A 15,267-nucleotide genomic window follows, 5' to 3' on the forward strand; every position below is an offset into this window, starting at 1 on the left:
CTGCATTGTTAGACTTGGAACGAAATCGTTGTAATTTCGGGCAATATTACTAAAAAAGTAGTATGCATGCATATTTTTAACATTAAAATTTTACATTCCACTAAATTTTAACTGTTAAATTTTTAGTTCAGTTTAAAATTGATTTGCATTTTCTCCAATTCCTGTAATAATTCAGCAGAAATTTTGATTTTTAATCGTCGGCTTGGCATGCTTAATTTAGTCACAACTTTTACTTCTTCGACCTCTTTTACTTCCTGCATTTTAGCTTCTCCTGCGCTTACTTCATTATCATCATTGTCGTCTTCAAAAACAGCATTTTCGTCATCTTCGAATTCACTTGTCGTTTCAACTTCAACGAGACGTTTTATGTTTTCAATTTCCATAATCTCAAAACTCACCGTATTATCGCCTTTATTTTCATTAAATAAATGACTTAATTTATGAATGAATTCTGATTGAAGATCTTTAATATTTAATAATACAATCAGTTTTTTAGCGAAAGCTTCCAAAATATCCTGCAATTGACGAATCTCAACAAACTGCATTCTCGGATCTGATTTTTTTCCTGTATCATGATTTACCCAACCATCTTTTATCAAAATTTTCAGGTAAGCAAAATTATTCTGAATCAAGAAGTGGCGGAACTTCAAATATTCTTCTCCAAAAATTTTAAACTCATAACTTTCGTCATAACCTTCAAGATTGAATACCGCCCAGCCTTTTCCGTTTTTAGCAACTCTATGCTGTACGTTATTGATTATGCCGGCGAAGTTTAGATTTTTACCTACATATTCGTTCATACTTTTCAAAGCTTCTAAACGAGCATTGCAGAAGTATTTCATCTCAAACCTAAAATCATCCAATGGATGTCCAGAAATATAAATCCCAACAACCTCTTTTTCTTTTGCCAGTTTTTCCATCGTGCTCCAATCTTCGCATGGAGGCACGACTGGTTCAGCGATTTGTACTTCGCTGGTTTCTCCAAACAAACTTACTTGAGAGGAATTTTCATTTTCCTGAAATTTCGATCCGTAGCGCATTGCTTTTTCGTAGAAAGTAATTCCGTCGCCATCATCATGGAAATATTGCGCTCTGGTTGTTCCTTCGAATGAATCAAAACCTCCGGCCAATGCTAAATTTTCAATCGCTTTTTTGTTGGCCGCACGCAAATCAATTCGTTTTGCCAAATCAAAAATCGATTTATATCTTCCGTCTTTTCTATTTTCTACAATGGTTTCTACAGCTCCAGAACCAACACCTTTAATCGCTCCCATTCCGAAACGAACAGCATAATCGTCATTTACCGTGAATTTATAGTATGATTCGTTTACATCTGGTCCAAGAACTTGTAATCCCATACGTTTACATTCCTCCATGAAGAACGAAACCTGTTTGATATCGTTCATGTTATTCGAAAGTACCGCAGCCATATATTCGGCAGGATAATGTGCTTTCAAATAAGCAGTTTGGTACGCAATCCAAGCATAACAAGTCGAGTGCGATTTGTTGAAGGCGTAACTCGCAAAGGCTTCCCAGTCTTTCCAAATTTTCTCTAGAACTTTGGCATCATGACCTTTTGCTGCTGCTTGTTCAACGAACTTCGGCTTCATTTTATCTAGTACGTCTTTTTGTTTCTTACCCATCGCTTTACGCAAGACGTCGGCCTCACCCTTTGTAAATCCTGCCAAAGACTGAGACAAAAGCATTACCTGCTCTTGGTAAACCGTAATTCCGTAGGTTTCAGATAAGTATTCGGCACAGGCATCTAAATCGTATTTAATTTCCTCGTCTCCATTTTTTCTTCGAACGAAAGACGGAATATATTCCAAAGGTCCCGGACGATACAATGCGTTCATGGCAATTAAATCTCCAAAAACCGTTGGTTTCAGATCTTTCATGTATTTCTGCATCCCGGGTGACTCGTATTGGAAGATTCCAACGGTTTCACCTCTTTGGAAAAGCGCATACGTTTCTTCGTCATCAATCGGGAAAGTATCAGGATCTAGATCAATTCCTGTTCTGTATTTTACCAGTTTTACAGTATCTTTTATCAGCGTAAGGGTCTTCAGACCCAAGAAGTCCATTTTCAGCAATCCCGCACTTTCTGCAACCGAGTTGTCGAACTGTGTTACATATAAATCAGAATCTTTTGCGGTTGTTACGGGAACGTAATTCGTAATATCCGACGGCGTAATGATTACTCCACAGGCGTGAATTCCCGTGTTACGCATCGATCCTTCCAGAATTTTTGCCTGCTGAATGGTTTCTCCTGCCAAATCATCTTCATTGGCAATCGCAATTAATTCTTTTACATTATCAAATTCGTCCGAACGAAGGGCTTTTTTCACCTCCTCTTCACTCTCCGAAATAAAACGCGCCAAATTCCATTTTGACGGCATCATTCCTGGAATCAGTTTTGCGATTCTATCGGCTTCGAACAATGGTAAATCCAGTACACGCGCCGTATCACGAATCGCCGATTTGGTCGCCATTTTACCATAAGTGATAATCTGCGCAACCTGTTTTTGGCCGTATTTGTTGATTACATAATCCATTACACGACCACGACCCTCATCATCAAAGTCGATATCAATATCGGGCATGGATACACGATCCGGATTTAGGAAACGCTCAAAAAGTAGGTCGTATTTAATCGGGTCAATATTGGTAATTCCGAGGCAGTATGCAACGGCTGAACCTGCTGCAGATCCACGGCCTGGACCTACGGATACATCCATTTTTCTAGCCTCAGCAATGAAATCCTGTACAATCAAAAAGTAACCAGGATATCCTGAATTTGAAATCGTCAATAACTCAAAATCTAAACGCTCTTGAATCGATTCAGTAATCTCTCCGTAACGTCTTTTAGCACCTTCCATAGTAAGATGGCGCAAGTATTTATTTTCACCACGAACACCTCCGTCAGCTTCATCCTCAGCAACTATAAATTCTTCCGGAATATCAAATTTTGGAAGCAATACATCACGGTAAAGTGAATATCCTTCTACCTTATCAATAATTTCCTGAATATTGATAATGGCTTCTGGTAAATCGGCAAAGAGTTTTTTCATCTCTGCTTCCGACTTGAAATAATATTCCTGATTTGGAAGTCCGTAGCGATAGCCACGTCCACGTCCAATTGGCGTTGCCTGCTTTTCACCGTCTTTTACACAAAGTAAAATATCGTGGGCATTGGCATCTTCTTTATTTAAATAATAGGTATTGTTAGTCGCAATTAATTTGACATTGTGTTTTTGCGAAAATTCAATCAGTGTTTTGTTTACACGATTTTCATCTTCCTGATTATGACGCATTACTTCCAGATAGAAATCTTCGCCAAATTGTTCTTTCCACCAAATCAACGCTTCTTCGGCTTGGTTTTCACCGATATTCAGGATTTTACTCGGAATTTCTCCGTATAAATTCCCAGACAAAACCATGATATCTCCTTTATATTGCTCGACAATTTTGCGGTCAATCCTCGGAACATAATAAAATCCTTCGGTATAGGCAATTGAAGCCATTTTAGCCAAATTATGATAACCCGCTTTATTTTTGGCCATCAAAACAACCTGATAACCGTTGTCTTTTTTGCTTTTATCTAAATGATTTTCGCAGATATTAAATTCACATCCTACAATTGGCTTTACTTCTGTTTCTGTTGGTTCTTCTCCAGCTTCAACTAAAGCTTTATTTTTTCCAGACGCGGCTTTGTTGTGGTTCATAACGGCGCTCACAAAATGGAAAGCTCCCATCATGTTTCCGGTATCGGTCATGGCAACGGCTGGCATTCCGTTTTTGGCTGCTGCTGCAACAATATTCCCAATTCCGATAGTCGATTGAAGTACCGAAAACTGTGTGTGATTGTGCAAATGCGCAAATTTTGCCGCTTTAAAATCAGCTTTATCTTCTTCTGAAACAATGGCTTGCTGACCTTCTCCAGCTAAAGCTTTAAGTTGTTCTCTGATTTTATCAGAAGCTGCTTTTAAATTGATGTGTTTTAAACCAATAAGCTTAAATGGCTCAAAATTTCTTTCCTGAAATTCTCTGAAATACTCTTTTGGAACGTCTAATTCTTCTTTTGTAAAAACCTCTCTTCTAACCAATTCCAAGAAACAACGCGTAGTTGCCTCAACGTCGGCAGTTGCGTTGTGCGCTTCCGCGAATGGCTGGTCGAAAAGATAACTGTGTAATTCCGTAAGAGTTGGAAGTTTGAATTTTCCTCCACGACCTCCCGGAAGCTGTAATAATGAGGCCGTAACTTCGGTACAAGTATCCAAAACGGGCATAGAACTCATTTGAGACTCCACTCCCAATCTATGGAATTCGGCTCCCATAATATTCACGTCGAAACCTAAATTCTGTCCGACAATAAATTTGGTTTTACTTAAAGCGATATTGAATTTCTCTAAAACTTCGGCCAGCGAGATTCCATCGGCTTCCGCCAATTCAGTTGAAATTCCGTGAATACGCTCGGCATCATACGGAATATTAAATCCTTCTGGTTTTACCAAATAATCCTGATGCTCGATAAGCTGTCCCATTTCGTCATGAAGCTGCCACGCAATCTGTATACAGCGAGGCCAGTTATCTGAATCGGTTATCGGGGCATCCCAGCGTTTTGGTAATCCGGTTGTTTCGGTATCGAATATTAAATACATAGAGTTGTAAAAAGTCAAATTTTAAAGCTCCAAATTCCAAATCTTACATGCTGCAAAACATTGACAACATGAAACATAACAAAATGCGAAATGAAAAATCGGAGGAATTCAAATTTACGCTTTTTTTTAAGTGAATGAAAAACGAAGTTATCAACAAAAACAGAATTAACATCTCGGCATTCTAAATGCAAAAACAGCCGAATTTGATTCTTTTTTTCTTAAAAAACTCCGATTATTCATTTTGGATACTCATTAGACCAAAATGAACACTTTTAAGCTGCAGTGTATCCTGAACTTTGCTTCATCAAATTATAACAATTAAAAAATAATAATCATGAAAACAATTTTTATCACAGGCGCATCATCAGGTTTAGGAAAAGCAACAGCAAAATTATTTCAAGCAAAAGGATGGAATGTAATCGCAACAATGAGAACTCCGGAAAAAGAAACTGAACTTTCTCAATTAAAAAACGTAACACTTTTACCTTTAGACGTTACCAATTATGAGCAAATCCAAAGTACGGTTCAAAAAGCGATTGCATTAAGCGATATTGATGTCGTTTTTAATAACGCTGGCTATGGTTTGATTGGTCCTTTGGAAAGTTTTTCAGATGATCAAATCACAAAACAATTAAATACTAATTTGTTGGGAACTATCCGTGTTACAAATGCTTTTATTCCTTATTTCAGAGAAAAAAGAAACGGATTATTTATCTCAACAACTTCTATTGGCGGATTGATTTCTTTTCCTTTAGGATCTGTTTATCATGCTACAAAATGGGGATTAGAAGGCTGGAGCGAAAGTATGGCATTTGAATTAAATCAATTTGGAATAGACATTAAAACGGTTTCTCCGGGCGGAATTAAAACAGAATTCCTTCACGGTTCCCTTGACACCGGAGTTAAACCAGAATACGAAGCAATGGCAAATAAAATGTTTGAAAATGTAGACGTTATGTTTGAAATGGCATCAACACCAGAACAAATTGCCGATGTTGTTTACGAAGCTGCAACAGATGGAAAAACCAAACTAAGATATGTAGCCGGAGAAGATGCAAAAGCTCTTTATCAACAAAGACTGGAACAAGGCGACGAAGTTTTTCGTGCGGCATTTGGCAAACAGTTTTTGGGAGCATAATAAGTTAGATTTCTACCGTTTAGTTTTTTAAAACCTGAACGGTAGAAATCTTTTAATTTCATACTTTTATATCATGGAAAACAAGAAAAACAATCCTGCAAAAATTTCGTCTATATCACAGTTTCATGACCTGCTTAGACTGCCAAAACCACTTCATCCAATGGTTAGTTTAGTAGACAATACGCAATTGGTCGTAAATGAAGATTTAGCCAATTATGCTTTTTTACTTGATTTTTATAAAGTATCCTACAAGTTTTCTACCAATGGAAAAATGGGTTATGGACAAGGTTATTATGATTTTAATGAAGGCGGATTGATGTTTTCTTCTCCCAATCAATTAATCTTTACTGAAAACGAAGAAGGTGCCGAATATGGTGGTTACACACTTCTATTTCATCCTGATTTTATTCGAAATTACCCTTTAGGAAAAAGCATCAAAAAATATGGTTTCTTTTCGTACGATACCAATGAAGCACTACACCTTTCTGACAGCGAAAAAACCACTATTTTAGGATTATTGAATAGTATCGAAAACGAACTTCATACCGCTATTGACGAAATGAGCCAGGATGTAATTGTTTCTTATATAGATGTTTTACTTAATTACAGTAATCGTTTTTACAAACGTCAATTTATTACCCGAAAAACAATCAGCAACGACTTATTATTAAAAGTTGAAAATACTTTAAATGATTATTTCAATAACGCCGAAACGTTAAAAAGAGGTTTGCCTTCGGTTGATTTTCTTGCTTCACAAATCAATGTTTCCAGTCATTATTTAAGCGACATGCTTCGCAATTTAACGGGGCAAAATGCGCAACAGCATATTCATTCCAAACTAATTGAAAAATCAAAAGATTTCCTGATGACTACCAATCTTTCTGTTGCAGAAATTGCCTATCAATTGGGTTTTGAATATCCTCAGTCGTTCAGTAAATTATTTAAAAAGAAAACGAGTCTTACGCCATTAGAATTTAAAAACTCATTGAATTAATCTTCCAAACTATTATCTTCAAAAAATCAGTTTTTGCCTCAAAAAAACATAAAATTTCATAAAAATACACTTCTTGGATGTCGTAGTATTTAGATAGTTTATTGAATCTAAATAACGTCCAAAAAACTCCTTTAAAAGCTTTAAAAAACTTAAAAAGCGTACTTTCTGCAAAGAAATCAAAACTGATAATTATTACTATTTTTATTCAATTTGTTAGATTTTTTCAATTAAATTCTTATATTTTATAGTGATTTTGAGATAAATTTGCAAACTATTAAAACAAAAAACAATCAAATAAAATTAAAGCCGAAAAAGAAAAACAAAGTCATTTTCTAAATCATTTTTCTGCCAAAATTTAACTTGCAAAAGCTTGTTGGCAATTTGTAATTCGGTTTGGGTATCGTATATAATGAAATATCGAAATTGACGCTTTTGTATCTTTTTTTACTTTTGTTTTGCTATTATAATGAACAGGAAATTGCTGTGGTTATAGAAATTACAATTAAAAAAAATAAAAAATGAGTAAGACATTATTTGACAAAGTATGGGATTCACATGTAGTGCGTAAAATTGAAGATGGACCAGATGTGTTTTTTATTGACCGCCATTTCATTCATGAAGTTACGAGTCCTGTTGCTTTTTTAGGATTAAAATCAAGAGGCGTTAACGTTTTATACCCACAACGTACTTTTGCTACTGCCGACCACAATACACCAACCATAAACCAACATTTACCAGTTCAAGACCCACTTTCTGCTAATCAGTTACAAGCTCTTGAAGACAATGCTAACGAATACGGAATTTCGCACTGGGGATTAGGCCACCAAAAAAATGGAATTGTACACGTAGTGGGTCCTGAAAACGGAATTACTTTGCCAGGTGCTACTATTGTATGTGGAGATTCGCATACGTCTACTCACGGTGCTTTTGGAGCTATTGCTTTTGGTATCGGAACATCTGAGGTTGAAATGGTACTTTCTACTCAATGTATTATGCAACCTAAACCAAAGAAAATGCGTATCAACGTAAATGGTAAATTGAGCAAAGGTGTTGGCCCAAAAGACGTTGCACTTTATATTATTGCTCAGTTGACTACTTCGGGAGGAACAGGATATTTTGTTGAATATGCTGGTGATGTTTTTGAAAACATGACTATGGAAGGCCGTATGACAGTTTGTAATTTAAGTATCGAAATGGGTGCTCGTGGAGGAATGATTGCTCCTGACCAAACTACTTTCGATTTCCTTGAAGGAAGACTTTACGCTCCAAAAGGAGAAGCTTGGACAAAAGCTGTTGAATATTGGAAAACTTTGAAAACTGATGCTGATGCTGTTTTTGATGCTGAATTAAACATTAAAGCTGAAGATATCGAACCAATGATTACTTACGGTACAAACCCAGGAATGGGAATTGGTATCACAAAACATATCCCAAGTGCAAATCAAGTTGAAGGCGGTGAGGAAACTTACAAAAAATCTTTGGCTTACATGGGCTTCCACGAAGATGATGTAATGATCGGAAAACAAATCGATTATGTTTTCTTAGGAAGTTGCACAAACGGACGTATTGAAGATTTTAGAGCTTTCGCTGAAATTGTAAAAGGAAGAAAAAAAGCAGATAATGTTACGGCTTGGTTAGTTCCGGGTTCTCACGTTGTTGAAGCACAGATTAAAGAAGAAGGAATTTTAGATATTCTAACTGAAGCTGGTTTTGTATTACGTCAGCCTGGTTGTTCTGCTTGTTTAGCAATGAACGACGATAAAGTTCCTGCAGGAAAATATGCAGTAAGTACTTCAAACAGAAACTTTGAAGGTCGTCAAGGTCCTGGTTCAAGAACGCTTCTTGCAAGTCCAATTATGGCCGCTGCAGCTGCTGTTACAGGAAAACTAACAGACCCAAGAGAATTATTTTAATTCTCGCTGTAAGCTCTAAGCTAAAAATTCAATACAAAAACAATGCTGTAGAAAAAGCCTAAAACTTATAACCTACAGCCTAAAGCAAAAAACAATGGCATACGATAAATTTACTATACTTACCAGCAGTGCAGTGCCACTGCCAATTGAAAACGTTGATACAGATCAAATTATCCCAGCTCGTTTCCTGAAAGCTACAAAACGTGAAGGTTTTGGAGACAACCTTTTCAGAGACTGGAGATATAATGGAGACGATACTCCAAAAGCTGATTTCGTTTTAAACGATTCTACTTACTCTGGACAAATCTTAGTTGGAGGAAAAAACTTCGGTTCTGGATCTTCAAGAGAACACGCTGCGTGGGCAGTTTACGATTACGGATTTAGAGCTGTAGTTTCTAGTTTCTTTGCTGATATTTTCAAAGGAAACTGTTTGAATATTGGTGTTTTGCCAGTACAAATCAGCCCTGAATTTGCTGAAACTATTTTCAAAGCAATCGAAGCTGATCCAAAAACAGAATTAGAAATCAATCTTCCAAACCAAACGATTACTTTATTGGCAACTGGTCAACAAGAATCTTTTGCTATTAACGGATACAAAAAGAACAATATGATCAATGGTTTTGACGACATTGATTATTTACAAGATATGAAGGAAGATATTAAAGCTTTTGCTGATAAACTTCCTTACTAAACACAACCAACTCAAACGCAGTTACGCAAGTTTCAACCTTAAAGTTGGACTTCGTAACTGCTTTTAATTTAATTCTGATAAAAATCTCTAAGATGAATGACAACAGCATTGTTTTACCAAAATTTTATTCGGAAATCAAAAGTGATTCTGAGAAAATTTCGTTTTCAATGCCGTCCGATTTACAGACAGGAAGCTTTCTTAGAACATTATCAGCAACAAAAAAAGACGGTCATTTTCTTGAATTAGGAACCGGAACTGGATTATCACTTGCGTGGATGGTTGAAGGAATGAGCGAAAATTCGAATTTAATTTCGATTGACAATTCTTCAGAATATCAAAACATTGCAAAAAAGTATTTTCAAAAATCAAACATTTCATTGGTTTGTGAAGATGCAGAAAATTGGATTTTAAATTATAAAGGCAAAAAATTCGATTTAATTTTTGCTGATGCCTGGCCTGGCAAATATGCAGTTTTAGAAGAAACATTACAACTATTAAATCCAGGCGGAATTTATTTGATTGATGATATGTTGCCACAAAAAAACTGGCCGACAAATCATGATAAAAATGTCGAAAAACTTGTTCAGGAATTAGAAAACAGAAAAGACATTCAGTTGACAAAAATGTGCTGGTCAACAGGTTTAATTCTGATAACAAAAATATAAGACATTAAGATTACACATGCTTATTATAAAAAGCAAACAATATAATAATGGAAAAAAGAAAAATTGAAATAATGGATACGACACTTCGTGATGGTGAACAAACCTCAGGAGTATCTTTTTCTGCTGCAGAAAAACTAACCATTGCGCAATTGTTGTTGGAGGAATTAAATATTGATAGAATCGAAATTGCTTCTGCACGCGTGAGCGAAGGAGAATTTCAGGCCGTAAAAGGCATTACTTCTTGGGCTGAAGAAAGAGGCTATATTAACCGAATTGAAGTTCTTTCTTTTGTTGACGGAGGAGTTTCAATCGACTGGATGAAAAAAGCCGGCGCCAAAGTGCAAAATTTGTTGACGAAAGGTTCAATGAATCACTTAACGCATCAATTAAAAAAAACTCCTGAACAGCATTTTTCTGAAATCGCTCAAATAATCGCTTTAGCAAAAGAAAACAATATTGAAACCAATGTTTACTTGGAAGACTGGAGCAACGGAATGCGAAATTCTCCTGAATATGTGTTTCAATTTCTAGATTTCTTGTCAACTCAGCCAATTAAAAGAATTTTACTTCCTGATACTTTAGGCGTTTTGATTCCGTCTTTGGCTTTTGAATTTATTTCTAAAATCAGAGCAAAATATCCAAACATTCATTTTGATTTCCACGCACATAACGATTACGATTTAAGTGTTGCTAATGTTATGGAAGCTATAAAAGCCGGTATCAACGGACTTCACGTGACGGTAAACGGAATGGGAGAACGAGCAGGAAATGCACCACTTGAAAGTACTGTTGCCGTTATAAATGATTATTTGCCAGAAGTTAGCATCAATATCAAAGAAACATCTTTGTATTCTGTAAGCAAACTGGTGGAAACTTTTACAGGATATAGAATTCCTGCTAATAAGCCAATTGTTGGTGATAACGTTTTTACTCAAACAGCCGGAATCCACGCTGACGGAGATAATAAAAACAATTTATATTTTAATGATTTACTTCCGGAACGTTTTGGAAGAAAAAGAAAATACGCTCTCGGAAAAACTTCTGGAAAAGCCAATATCGAGAAAAATCTTCAAGAATTAGGTTTGAAACTAAATCAGGAAGATTTGAAATTGGTTACCCAAAGAATTATCGAATTGGGCGATAAAAAGGAAACCGTTACTAAAGAAGATCTTCCATACATTATTTCAGATGTTTTGGACAGTCACACTTATGAAGAAAAAATTACTATTGTATCGTATATGTTGGTTCATTCTAAAGGAATGCGACCATCAACTACTTTATCCTTAAATCTAAACGGAGAAATAATTGAAGAAAACGCACAAGGAGACGGTCAATTTGATGCTTTTATGAATGCTTTATCTAAAATTTACAAAAGCAAAAAATTAACGCTTCCAAAATTAATTGATTACGCAGTTAGAATCCCGCCAGGAAGTAGTTCTGATGCGTTGTGCGAAACCATCATAACATGGGTCAACAACGGAAAAGAATTCAAAACCCGCGGATTAGACTCAGATCAAACCGTTGCAGCAATTATTGCAACACAGAAAATGTTGAATGTAATTGCCTAAGGTGCTAAGCTACTAAGATTCTAAGGTGCTAAGATTTTTTTCTTTGAGCTTAGAATCTTAAAAAACTCAAACCTTAAAAAAATTAAAAACTAAGACAATAAGAGTAAAACCTTAGAATCTTAGAACCTTAGAATCTTAGAACCTTAAAAAAATATAGAATGAAATTAAACATAGCCCTTTTAGCCGGAGACGGAATCGGACCAGAAGTAATAAATGAAGCTGTAAAAGTATCTGATGCTATTGCAAAAAAATTCAATCACGAAATAACTTGGACTCCTGCTTTGACTGGAGCTTGCGCAATCGACGCAGTTGGAGTTCCTTATCCAGATGAAACGCACGAAATTTGTATGAAAGCCGATGCTGTTCTATTTGGAGCAATTGGTCACCCGAAATATGATAACGATCCAAGCGCTCCAGTTCGTCCTGAACAAGGCTTATTGTTGATGCGTAAAAAATTGGGATTATTTGCCAACGTACGTCCAACATTTACTTTCCCTTCTTTAATTGACAATTCTCCTTTAAAAAGAGAAAGAATTGAAGGAACAGATTTAGTTTTCTTAAGAGAATTAACAGGCGGAATTTACTTTGGAGAAAAAGGAAGAAAAGACGGTGGAGAAACTGCTTTTGACAACTGTGTTTACACGCGTGCAGAAGTACAACGTTTAGCTAAAAAAGGTTTTGAATTAGCGATGACACGTAGCAAAAAATTATGTTGCGTTGATAAAGCAAACGTTTTGGAAACTTCACGTTTATGGAGAGAAACAGTTCAGGCAATGGAAAAAGATTATCCAGAAGTTACTGTTTCTTACGAATTTGTTGATGCTGTTGCCATGCGTTTAGTACAATGGCCAAATTCTTATGATGTATTAATTACAGAAAATTTATTTGGAGATATTTTAACTGACGAAGCTTCTGTAATTTCAGGTTCAATGGGATTAATGCCTTCTGCTTCTGTTGGAGAGCACACTTCATTATACGAACCAATCCACGGATCTTACCCACAAGCTACAGGATTAAATATTGCAAATCCATTAGCAACAATTTTATCTGCAGCAATGATGTTTGAAGATGCATTCGGATTGAAAGACGAAGCTGAGGCTATCAGAGTTGTTGTAAACAAATCTTTATCAGAAGGTGTCGTTACAGAAGATTTAGCTTCAAAAGGATCAAAAGCTTATAAAACAAGTGAAGTTGGTGACTGGTTAGTTGCTAATTTGTAATAATAAAAGAAATCGTAGAGGCGCACAGCAGTGCGTCTTCTCGGTATGTTAGACGCACTGCTGTGCGCCTCTACAGAAAAATTACCGCATAAAAAAAGGGATCAATTTTCATTGATCCCTTTATATATTTAGAAAAAAATATTAATATCCTCCTCTGTTACCACCACGGTCATTTCCACCACGGTTGTTTCCGTAACCTCCGCGAGAATCACCTCCACGGTTGTTATTGAAGCTTCTTCTTTCACCTTCAGGTTTCGGTTCAGATTTATTAACAACAATTGAACGACCTTGAACAGTAGCACCGTTCAATTCATCAATTGCTTTTTGAGCTTCCGCATCGTTTGGCATCTCTACGAAACCAAAACCTTTGCTTCTTCCAGTAAATTTATCAGTGATAATTTTAACTGAATCTACTGCTCCATAAGCCTCGAAAGACTCTCTTAAATCTGCTTCCTCAATACTGAATGGAAGGCTTCCAACAAAAATGTTCATATGTACTTATTTATAATATGTAGCAAATGTAGTCTTATTTTTCTGTAATCTACTATATATTAGTTTATTTATGTTTTTATTTAGATTTCAAAACCTATAACAACAAAACCAAATAAACTTTAAACAAAAAACTTAAAATAATACACTTGGGCCAATTGGAACTTTGTAAAAAACACCTTCTGTAAAATTAACTTTCGGATTATCAACATCCGTAGTGTTCGAATTTATGGCAGTAAATTTAAATGTACCCGAAACAGTATTGCTTTCAGCATCATAATCCGTAATTACAATTTGGCCACTTCCTTTTTTTGTTCCAGTCGAAAAATCATTTAAACGTTCTGGAAAAGTATTTGCATAAGATGCTTTCGAAATATCATTTACACCTAAAATATACGTTTTTTCTAAATTAGAAGGCACTTGTAATGTAACTTTTTCATAACCTAAAGAACCTTCAATAATTAAATTACCATTTGTAGAAAAATAAGCTTTATGAGCGACAGCTCTCCAAAAAACATCGTCTTTTAAGCCTTGAAATGCGGGATTATTAAATTTTATATCTTCAGTACAAGATGTAACAACAAAAAGAAGCGATAAAAAATAAAAGTATTTTTTCATATTTCGTGGATTTGATGCAAAAGTATTGCATTTGAAATAAATATCTCAAATTTCAACTTAAAAACAATAAAAAAAGGACTGAATTTCTTCTGAAAAAGAATTAATCCCTTTTAAAATGTTTAATTCATAAAAAAATTATATCTTTGCGCCCTTAATTAACAGAGGTCGAGTACCTCAAAATTTAATCATAAGATTATGTCAGTAAAAATTAGATTACAAAGACACGGTAAAAAAGGAAAACCTTTTTACTGGGTTGTAGCTGCAGATGCACGCTCAAAAAGAGATGGTAAATACTTAGAGAAAATCGGTACTTACAATCCAAACACTAACCCAGCAACTGTTGAGTTAAACCTTGACAGCGCAGTTAAATGGTTACACAATGGTGCTCAACCAACTGATACTGCAAGAGCTATCCTTTCTTACAAAGGTGCTTTATTGAAACACCACCTTGATGGAGGTATCCGTAAAGGAGCTTTAACTCAAGAGCAAGCAGATGCTAAATTAGCAGCTTGGTTAGAGGCTAAAGCAGGAAAAGTTGATGCTAAAAAAGATGGTTTATCAAAAGCGCAAGCTGATGCTAAAGCAAAAGCTTTAAAAGCAGAAAAAGAAGTTAACGCTAAGCGTTTAGCTGCTGCAGCTCAGGCTGAAGCTGATGCTATCGCTGCTGCATCTGCTGCTGAGGCTACTGAAGAAGTTGCTGAAGTTGAAGCTGCAACTGAAGAAGCTCCGGCTGCTGAAGAGAATAACGAAACAACTGAAGCATAATTTTACTTAGCGATAATGCGTAAAGAAGACTGTTTTTATTTAGGTAAAATCGCTAAAAAATTTAGTTTCAAAGGTGAAGTTCTGATCTATTTAGACACAGACGAACCTGAGTTATACGAAAATCTGGAATCAGTGTTTGTTGAACATAACAAACACTTGGTTCCTTTTTTTATTGAAACAAGCTCTTTACACAAAGGCGACTTTTTAAGAGTTCGTTTTGAAGATGTAAATTCTGAAGAAGATGCAGATGCCTTAGTTGGCAACTCCGTTTATCTTCCTTTAACAATGTTACCAAAACTTACAGGTAACAAATTTTATTTCCACGAAGTTATTGGTTTTGAAATCGAAGATCAACGTTTAGGTGTTTTCGGAAAAATAACTTCCATAAATGACTCATCTGCGCAACCACTTTTTGAAGTTCTAAATGGTGATGTAGAAATTTTAGTTCCAATGATTGATCATTTCCTTGTAAAAATCGATCGTGAGAACAAAAAAGTCATCATGAACCTTCCTGAAGGTCTTGTGGAAATGTATTTGTAAAGTTT

Annotated in this window: 12 protein-coding genes; 9 read left to right on the forward strand and 3 right to left on the reverse strand. The window is 35.6% G+C overall.

Going from position 1 to position 15,267, the window contains the following annotated elements:
* Positions 1-122 precede the first annotated feature (122 nt).
* Positions 123-4,661 (reverse strand): DNA polymerase III subunit alpha, encoded by a 4,539-nt coding sequence (gene dnaE, locus ACNFIH_RS11205; protein ID WP_426486680.1) that lies wholly within the window; start codon positions 4,659-4,661, stop codon positions 123-125.
* Positions 4,662-4,995: 334 nt separating this feature from the next.
* Between dnaE and ACNFIH_RS11210 the strand changes: the two genes are divergently transcribed.
* From ACNFIH_RS11210 to leuB, 7 genes are all read left to right on the forward strand, one after another.
* Positions 4,996-5,799 carry an SDR family oxidoreductase gene (locus ACNFIH_RS11210; protein ID WP_426486681.1) on the forward strand — a complete coding sequence of 268 codons (804 nt, stop codon included), beginning with the start codon at positions 4,996-4,998 and terminating at the stop codon, positions 5,797-5,799.
* A gap of 73 nt (positions 5,800-5,872) precedes the next feature.
* A complete protein-coding gene (locus tag ACNFIH_RS11215; RefSeq protein WP_426486682.1) occupies positions 5,873-6,793 on the forward strand; it encodes a helix-turn-helix domain-containing protein in 921 nt (306 codons plus the stop codon).
* A gap of 518 nt (positions 6,794-7,311) precedes the next feature.
* A complete protein-coding gene (gene leuC / locus ACNFIH_RS11220) occupies positions 7,312-8,706 on the forward strand; it encodes a 3-isopropylmalate dehydratase large subunit (protein ID WP_115888021.1) in 1,395 nt (464 codons plus the stop codon).
* 94 nt (positions 8,707-8,800) lie between these two features.
* Positions 8,801-9,397, forward strand: a complete 597-nt coding sequence (gene leuD, locus ACNFIH_RS11225; protein WP_308095522.1) for a 3-isopropylmalate dehydratase small subunit — start codon at positions 8,801-8,803, stop codon at positions 9,395-9,397.
* A gap of 92 nt (positions 9,398-9,489) precedes the next feature.
* Positions 9,490-10,062: an O-methyltransferase gene (locus ACNFIH_RS11230; RefSeq protein WP_426486683.1), complete on the forward strand. Its 573-nt coding sequence runs from the start codon at positions 9,490-9,492 to the stop codon at positions 10,060-10,062.
* A 47-nt stretch (positions 10,063-10,109) separates the two neighbouring features.
* Positions 10,110-11,630: an alpha-isopropylmalate synthase regulatory domain-containing protein gene (locus ACNFIH_RS11235; RefSeq protein ID WP_426486684.1), complete on the forward strand. Its 1,521-nt coding sequence runs from the start codon at positions 10,110-10,112 to the stop codon at positions 11,628-11,630.
* Positions 11,631-11,788: 158 nt separating this feature from the next.
* On the forward strand, positions 11,789-12,850 hold the full coding sequence (leuB, locus tag ACNFIH_RS11240) for a 3-isopropylmalate dehydrogenase (RefSeq protein WP_426486685.1): 1,062 nt from the start codon (positions 11,789-11,791) through the stop codon (positions 12,848-12,850).
* 141 nt (positions 12,851-12,991) lie between these two features.
* Here the strand turns inward: leuB and ACNFIH_RS11245 are convergent, their stop codons facing one another.
* Both ACNFIH_RS11245 and ACNFIH_RS11250 read right to left on the reverse strand, forming a co-directional pair.
* On the reverse strand, positions 12,992-13,342 hold the full coding sequence (locus ACNFIH_RS11245) for an RNA recognition motif domain-containing protein (RefSeq protein ID WP_035646091.1): 351 nt from the start codon (positions 13,340-13,342) through the stop codon (positions 12,992-12,994).
* A gap of 132 nt (positions 13,343-13,474) precedes the next feature.
* Positions 13,475-13,957, reverse strand: coding sequence for a DUF6252 family protein (locus tag ACNFIH_RS11250; RefSeq protein WP_426486686.1), 483 nt, complete (start codon positions 13,955-13,957; stop codon positions 13,475-13,477).
* Between the two features lie 195 nt (positions 13,958-14,152).
* Between ACNFIH_RS11250 and ACNFIH_RS11255 the strand changes: the two genes are divergently transcribed.
* Together ACNFIH_RS11255 and rimM are read left to right on the forward strand one after the other, a co-directional pair.
* Positions 14,153-14,722, forward strand: coding sequence for a 30S ribosomal protein S16 (locus ACNFIH_RS11255; RefSeq protein WP_035646095.1), 570 nt, complete (start codon positions 14,153-14,155; stop codon positions 14,720-14,722).
* Positions 14,723-14,737: 15 nt separating this feature from the next.
* Positions 14,738-15,262 (forward strand): ribosome maturation factor RimM, encoded by a 525-nt coding sequence (rimM, locus tag ACNFIH_RS11260; RefSeq protein WP_426486687.1) that lies wholly within the window; start codon positions 14,738-14,740, stop codon positions 15,260-15,262.
* Positions 15,263-15,267 lie beyond the last annotated feature (5 nt).

Source organism: Flavobacterium sp. 2 (assembly GCF_049949195.1).
GTDB lineage: Bacteria > Bacteroidota > Bacteroidia > Flavobacteriales > Flavobacteriaceae > Flavobacterium.